Origin of the sequence: Anaerotignum sp., assembly GCF_031981185.1 — a bacterium.
Taxonomy (GTDB): Bacteria; Bacillota; Clostridia; order Lachnospirales; family Anaerotignaceae; genus Chakrabartyella.
Genome location: NZ_DALYUL010000016.1, coordinates 1 through 7,267, shown reverse-complemented (window position 1 = coordinate 7,267; position 7,267 = coordinate 1). Strand labels below are relative to the sequence as shown.

7 protein-coding genes are annotated in these 7,267 nt (G+C 36.9%); 3 read left to right on the top strand and 4 right to left on the bottom strand.

What is annotated here, in order from left to right; translation table 11 throughout:
- A partial coding sequence (locus RTK36_RS10150; RefSeq protein WP_312046783.1) for an S-layer homology domain-containing protein occupies positions 1-1,398 on the top strand: 1,398 nt, incomplete at its 5' end.
- Positions 1,399-2,207: 809 nt separating this feature from the next.
- Here the strand turns inward: RTK36_RS10150 and RTK36_RS10145 are convergent.
- The gene (locus RTK36_RS10145; RefSeq protein WP_312046781.1) at positions 2,208-2,861 is read right to left on the bottom strand and encodes a zf-HC2 domain-containing protein; all 654 of its coding nucleotides are present in this window, start codon (positions 2,859-2,861) and stop codon (positions 2,208-2,210) included.
- Positions 2,854-3,348 carry an RNA polymerase sigma factor gene (locus RTK36_RS10140; RefSeq protein ID WP_312046778.1) on the bottom strand — a complete coding sequence of 165 codons (495 nt, stop codon included), beginning with the start codon at positions 3,346-3,348 and terminating at the stop codon, positions 2,854-2,856. The genes RTK36_RS10145 and RTK36_RS10140 overlap by 8 nt, the downstream gene beginning before the upstream one ends.
- A gap of 369 nt (positions 3,349-3,717) precedes the next feature.
- On the opposite strand from RTK36_RS10140, the gene RTK36_RS10135 reads away from it, so the two are divergent.
- Both RTK36_RS10135 and RTK36_RS10130 read left to right on the top strand, forming a co-directional pair.
- Positions 3,718-4,311, top strand: a complete 594-nt coding sequence (locus tag RTK36_RS10135) for a TetR/AcrR family transcriptional regulator (protein ID WP_312046777.1) — start codon at positions 3,718-3,720, stop codon at positions 4,309-4,311.
- Between the two features lie 14 nt (positions 4,312-4,325).
- Positions 4,326-5,546, top strand: a complete 1,221-nt coding sequence (locus RTK36_RS10130) for a hypothetical protein (protein WP_312046775.1) — start codon at positions 4,326-4,328, stop codon at positions 5,544-5,546.
- A gap of 275 nt (positions 5,547-5,821) precedes the next feature.
- Here RTK36_RS10130 and RTK36_RS10125 read toward each other — a convergent pair whose 3' ends face one another.
- Both RTK36_RS10125 and RTK36_RS10120 read right to left on the bottom strand, forming a co-directional pair.
- Entirely contained in the window at positions 5,822-6,448 is a 627-nt protein-coding gene (locus RTK36_RS10125; protein WP_312046773.1) for a GyrI-like domain-containing protein, read from the bottom strand.
- 163 nt (positions 6,449-6,611) lie between these two features.
- Positions 6,612-7,267, bottom strand: a 656-nt coding sequence (locus RTK36_RS10120) for a hypothetical protein (RefSeq protein WP_312046772.1), incomplete at its 5' end; no start/stop codon positions are given.

Sequence of the window (7,267 nt, the reverse complement as noted above, 5' to 3'; positions counted from 1 at the left end):
GGTGGAACAATAGAAATCCGCCTGACTGTACAGAAAGATGATAATGCTTCGGAAAAAGAAATCGTATCTGCACAGATGAGCACACACGGCTATAAGTCTGGAATTATGCTGGATGTTAATATCGAAAAAACGGTTACAGATACCAGTGGAGGAGTTGCAGATCAAAGCCAGATTACATCCCTTGATGATGCCCTAACCTTGATGATTCCTCTCCCCGAAGAGCTTCAGGGTAAGTATGAATACACAGTATACCGTACCCATGATTACGGCGGTACCACTGGTGTTAAGGTCGATAAAATTACAACCACACGAAATGCCAATAATGAATATATTGAAATTAGTGGGGATAAGACTTATTTGACGTTACACGCAAAATTCTTTAGTACTTATGCAATTGGTTATAAGGATAAAAAGAAAAAGTCATCATCAACAGCTACGCCTACAACCCAGAGCTATACCATCACTGTGAAGGAAAGTAATGGTGGCAGCATTAGTCCTTCTGGCAGTGTTAGCGTGGAAAAAGGAAAAGACAAGACCTTTACCTTTAAACCAAAGGAAGGTTATATTATTTCCGATGTTCTGATTGATGGAAAAAGTGTGGGTGCTGTAGACAGCTATACCTTCAAAAACATGGATGCGACCCATACCATCAAAGTAGTTTTTGCGACGGAAAAGGAGGAAAAGGCGAAAAAGGTGGAAAAGGTGGAAAAGGCGGAAGGTTTGCCCTATTATCTTGACAGCAACGATAAAAAAGTATTTATCGGCTTTGCTTCTGATGTATCAGGTACCATGGAATATATGGCTCCAGAAGGAGAAACGGTACAGTTTACACAGAATTCTAAGGATTTCAACGATATTAGTGGTCATTGGGCAAAGTCCAACATTGAATTTATCACCCAGCGTGAAATTTTTGTTGGAACCGACCCCAACACTTTCTCGCCTAATAGCGGTATGACACGTGCTATGTTTGCTACTGTTATCGGCAGATTGTATGAGCGCAGCTATGGCAAGATCACAGCAACGGGTAATACGTTCTCAGATGTTCCCAAAAATGTGTATTATAGCACTTACGTAAGTTGGGCAGAAAAGAACGAGATAATAAAAGGCGTGGGAGGAAACAAATTTGATCCCAATCGCAAAATAACACGTGAAGAAATGGCAGCAATTCTTTATCGTTTTGCGGAGTGCCTTAAGGTTTCCGAAGGATCTTCTGATACAGAATTGGAATTTGTTGATTTCGATAAGATTGATGCATGGGCAATGGACTCTGTAAAATACTGCCAAGAAAACAAAATTGTTGCTGGACGTAAGGACGGCAGTTTTGCTCCACAGGATACTGCTACACGTGCAGAGGTTGCAACAATTTTGAAACGATTTGTAGAGACAGTTGCAAAGTAAGATAAACAACCATTAAGTTTCGAATGTGATTAGAGACAAATGGGATAATTAAGAATAGTAATAATTGCATGTAAGAACTTTGAAATTTGTTACTTTTCAAAGGAAAAGGGCTGTTGCGAAACTAACACATTGGTTAGAATTGCAACAGCTCTCTTTATATGCTAAAACGAAAAATGACATGTTAAAGTCATTCTGAAATACAGGTATTGATGGAATAGTTTCATGAAAGAACTTCATTTTTTCAATCTGTCGTAAAGAGGCCCTTGTAATAGATATGGAAACAATATACCAAAAAAGAACTATGCCATGCTGAACTGTGTTCGCGTTTACGTGGACTTCGGACGCTATTTTTCCTTAAATTGGAATCTGAATTTTCCCCTGATTTTTGGCAAGATATAGAAGAATACCAAATTCCTTTGCGTGTAGTTCGATTAGTTCTTTCCCAACAGTAACAATCCGGGAGTGCAAAATGAGATTATTGATTAAATCGTTAAAAATGTTGATAGACTGATTCTGGGAAAACTTTCAGACAGAATCGGCGCCTATAAAGCGATTATGAATTCACTGGTTGTATTAACAGATTTAAACGGTTTAAGTGTAAGGGGATACGATGAAGTTGGAAACAGAGGATTGAATAGAGCATATATCAAAACAAATTTGTGAAGACAAGTAAGGAACGCTTCACGGTGTTTATCAAAAAAAGATTGAACTATTTTGGGGGTACAGTGGCAGGCAGGGACAGATAATTCCTCTTAAAAACAATAAAAACCGTAATAATTAAGAAGCACAGTGCCCTGTTTGAATAATTCTTATCTTTGCCATAACAGAGTCGAGTTTGAAATAATTAATTGCAATTCATCAACTGACATATTGGTGATATCATCATATTCTCCGGTATAATAATATATTTTAGATATATTTTCTGCCCCTTTATCATTATAGGCAATAGTTACTTTGGAAAGTGTTGATTTTTTTGAAATAAGGTTATCCCAATTAGAACTCTCAACAAAGAAAAAAGTATAGAATTCTGTTTCTTCTCCATTTACAGGAATGTTCACAATATGTGAGGAATGAATTGACGTGCCTTCTATCTCGGCAATAATGTTTCCATTATCTAAATTTACTTCTATGTTGTTATTAAATGCTATTGCTTTAACATTATTTCTTAAATAAGACACACCACAAAATGATCCTATAAATAGGATAGATATTATCATTATAGCAATTATACAATAATTTCTGTGAATGTGTTTTCTAATCTTCATTATAGGTTCTCCTCCTTTTGCAAACTCACTAGGTAAATGAGCTGTGTTAATCTCTTTTTTCAATATGTTTAATTCTTTTTGACAGTCGTTACATGCTAAAATATGTTCTTCTATTGCATTTTTTGTCTGAGTGCTGACAACTTCATCAACATATAAAGGTAGTAAATCTTTAATTATGTAACAATCAATCTTACTCATAAAAGGTACCCTCCATTTTTTGTAATATTTGTTTTTTCGCTCTATAATAAGTAACCCTTGCCCAACTTTCGCCTTTGCCACAAATTGTAGCTATTTTTTTAAAAGAAAAATCAGCATAAAATCTTAAAAGAAAAACTTCTTTATATGGTTCGTTTAGCAAATGGATGAATTGGTGTATCATGATATTTTCATCATTTGCAATCATATCATCAACAATATTAGTTGAGATGTTTTCTTGGTAGTTAAAAGTATCCTCAACCGATGTAAAAATCTTTTGACGGTTGTAATGCGTATAATAGGTGTTTTTAGCAATGGTGAATAACCAGGCACGAATATCCTTTGAGCCATCAAATTTTCCAATGTTTTTTAGTGCTTTTAAAAATGTATCTTGTGTAATATCTTCTGCAACAGATTTATTTTTTGTTATTCCATAAATATAAATATATACATCTTTAAAATACAAATCATATAGGTTTTCTATTTCCACAATTCAATCTCCTTTCACTTTAATAACTAATGAGTTGGGTTTTCGTTACAAAATTGAAAAAATAATTTGTATTGTCAAATATAATTAGCTGTTTATATTACATATTAACATAAACAATGACTACCTATAATTATTTATGCAACAGCAAAAAAGCCAACGAACGACCTTGTACAGAGATACTCTGGACTATACTCGGGTTAGAAAAAGCAAGTGCCACCACACAGATACAAAAGTGTAGTGGTTTAATTTCGAGAAAAAGGTGTTTTTTCCCTGTTATAGCTGTTATGGCTTTTGAAATCAATTGACAAGCGGGATTGAAATAACTATAATAAACAGAACAATATTCTGTTTATTATAGGGAGAGTTACTATGTCAAGAAAAGCTGTATTAGAGGGCGGCAAACGAGATGAAATTCTAAATGCCGCTTTAGAATTATTCTTAAGGAATGGGTATGAAGCAACTTCAATTCGAATGATATTAGAACATGTCAACGGTGAGGTTGGTATGTTTTATCACTACTTTAATTCCAAACAAGAAGTATTTGACAAATCGGTTGAGTTTTTTTTCAAAAAGAGCGGCGAAAAAATTTCAGCCATAGTGACCAATCATGCCACCCCTCGATTCATGCTTGAGCAGCTTTATGATTGTTATGCTAGCAGTATGGAGGAATTATCTCAATTAGCGAATGGATCTATTCACTGGTCGATATTGTATGCTCTGCATGATCAGACTTTAGAAGCCATGCTACCTGCTTTCCAATCGATGATACATGGCTTGCTGCAAGCGGCAGGCAACGACGACGGTTATGGTAAAGAGTATCTTGCTTCTTTCCTCCTAAAAGGGATTAGTGGCTTGGTGCATGATAAGACATTTTTTGCTTTGCCACCTGAAATTAGAGTACAAGAAACGATGGAACTCATATGCAGAACATTACAAATTCCATACGACATATTGGAAGATTAAGCGAGGTATCAATTATGAGGCAATATATACTGACCGAACGGGCGCATCTGATGTGTCCCAATATGCACTTTGGTATCAAGGCAAAAATCGCCGCCGGATACGACAAAGGAAAAGTGCAAGAAGCGCTTCGGATGCTGGCATCGGCACACCCATTTTTAAAATGCAGGGTTGCCAGAGAAGGGAAAAGTGGAAAACTGTATTATTGCTGGTGCGAAGAATTGCAAGCCCCAGTCTTTGAAAAAGACAATTCTTCTCTATGGTCTAATGATTACAACGATATAACAAGATGCGGCTGGGATGCTTTTCACGAATGCCTTCTGAAGATAGTTCTATATCCAGGAGATGAAGAATTTGAAGTGATGTTTATTGCTCATCATCTTTTGGGTGACGGACGCAGCATATTGGGTTTGGTATGTGAATTTGCAGATTGCTATATATCCGGGAAAAAGCCTACACATGCAGAAGAAAATTTGATTATGTCTATTGATGAACTTCCTAAAGGCAGCCAGCTTTCCACAATCAGTAAACTGATGATAGGATATACAAACCGCAAATGGAAAAATGAGAAGCGTACCGTCAATTATGAGGATTATAGGAGATTCGAGAGAGAATTTATTGCAAACAATTCGGTTTCTTATATTGAGGAAGCGTGGGGTACAGCAAAGACCGAAGAAGTTCTGAAAAAATGCCATGAGCAAAGTCTCTCTTTGAATGACTATCTTGTTGCCGAGATGATGTGCAGGGAAAAAACCAGCCGGGTTGTGATCGCAGTGGATATACGCAAGCATTTTTCCCGCTACCAATCAGGTGCGCTGGGCAATTATGCTTCTGCAACTGCAATTGAGGTTTCAAATCAATCCGAAGATATTGAGTTCACAGCGAAGTTGGTTTCGGAAAAAGTGAAAAAGAACATAGGCGATCCAAAAAAGCTCATGATGATTCTTGCCTGTTATCTCCATATGAAACCAGAACTGATTGACGCTGCTGCAATTTCAGTAATGGGTGGCTTTGAGAGCGAAGCGGGAAAGTTTGTTGGGTCGTTGATTCTTGGGTATAAAAAACGAAACGGTCACAGCGTTACGAACCTTGGGAATGTTGATAATCCTAACATTGTTGAAGCTATGTTTATCCCCCCGGCGTCTCCGGCGAATGTTAAAACGATGGGTGTTCTTTCCGTAAACCACCGTTTGAGGAAATGTACTGCCTATTATCAACACATTTCACAATTCGAGTAAGTTTATCAGGTTGAAGTCCATCTTTAATAGTTTTCATATCCTTTATATAGTGTGTACGCGGTATAAGTTAAAGATATTGGCAACCTTCCATTGCTTAAATTATTTCAATAGCATCTTTCGTAATAGCTTCAAACGCTTCCGTTTTATCTGGTTTTACCTGATAAATACCAATTTCCAAAAATGAAATTCTCCTACATCCTCTGAAGTTTTGCCCATCAGCAGATCCTCTAAATAATCAGTAATAGATATTCGGGATATGGTTCTAAGGCATTTGCTCATTTGATTGGGTGACGAATTGCTGTTTTCATTTTAGAAATGTCTGCTTTACGAGGGTCACTTAAATATATTTCGTGGTGTAACCTTTCAGATGTTATATCAATCGAATAGCCGTTTTCAACGGCGAATTTCTCCATTTGTGATACCGTTGCAGGTTCATCATCATAAGATCCGATATGCATACATTGAACACATAATCCCTCATCATAAGAAAAAAATTCTACATTAGAAAAATTATCGTTTTTCTTCTTAGTAGCAGTTGCTACTGCCCACTCAAAATCCTTTTCAGTTACGAAATCAGGTAATCGAATAACGGATATCCAGTTGAATGAGTCTTTGTTGGCATAACTTACACCTTCTATACCATCTTGCCACCAAAATCCTTCAAGAGGAGGCACAACATACTCAAAGAATCCGTTAATTTTGTAATCGCTTTTATAACTCATTTTTAGCGTATAAGCAACACCATATAAAAGTCCAACTGCAACTTGATATTCGCCATCTTTATCATTAGGATTTCCTTTACCACGGACTGCAATATAGGTCATCTTAGGTATATTGATTATGGAAGGTTTGTTTTTGGGCATATAAAATTCTTTGTATTCCTTTTTAAAATCAAAAGCCATTTTAGTATCCTTTCTTATTACTTAGTTAAAAGTATTATATCTAATAATGCCATTGTATCAAATTAAAGTTGACAACAGTATGTCATATAATATAAATTTGTTTACCAAGCGTTCAAATTCTCCTCACCGTCTTTATGCAAGAATTGACTGGACTATTTTGAGATCATTGAGAGGATAGTACATTGGCAAGCAATTCGATTCTTTCATCTAAATCAGCATAGCCATGATATCGAATGTAAATCACCTGATTGCCCCGCTGGACAAAAAGATGACTCATGCTGTCATTCACCGCTAGCACGGTTCGATCGAAGGCATCTGGCTCCGTGAAAGTGTAGGTTTCCCCCTCCAACAAATGCAAATTCATAAGCTCATCCAGTAGTGCCGGTGCGAAGGAAGAAAACGTAAGTCGGTAATACTCGGTTGTGGCACTTGGCTTGTAGTAGCCGCTACCGTCAGACCACATGTGGGATTGTTCCGCACCTACTTGGTGGATTTCATAATGCTCCGGCACCAAGGGAGTCCATGTGTAATCCACAAAGTTATTATAATCCACGTTGGATTGATAGGTAGGATATGGATCTGCCCAATCAAACTCTTTGCTTTGCTCAATCAAATCCAGCGACAGATATGGCAAAGGTTTTGTTACATCTACGGTACTTTTCCTCCAGTCGGTTGTCAGGGTTAAAAGAGCTGTAACCAAAATTGCCGTTGAGAAAAGCAGTGACATCACATTCATAATGCGATAGACACGATATTCTTTGTGATAGTCTTTTTTGTGGCTGAGGGAAAATCCATCTGCAAGCATTTTCTTTATCCTCA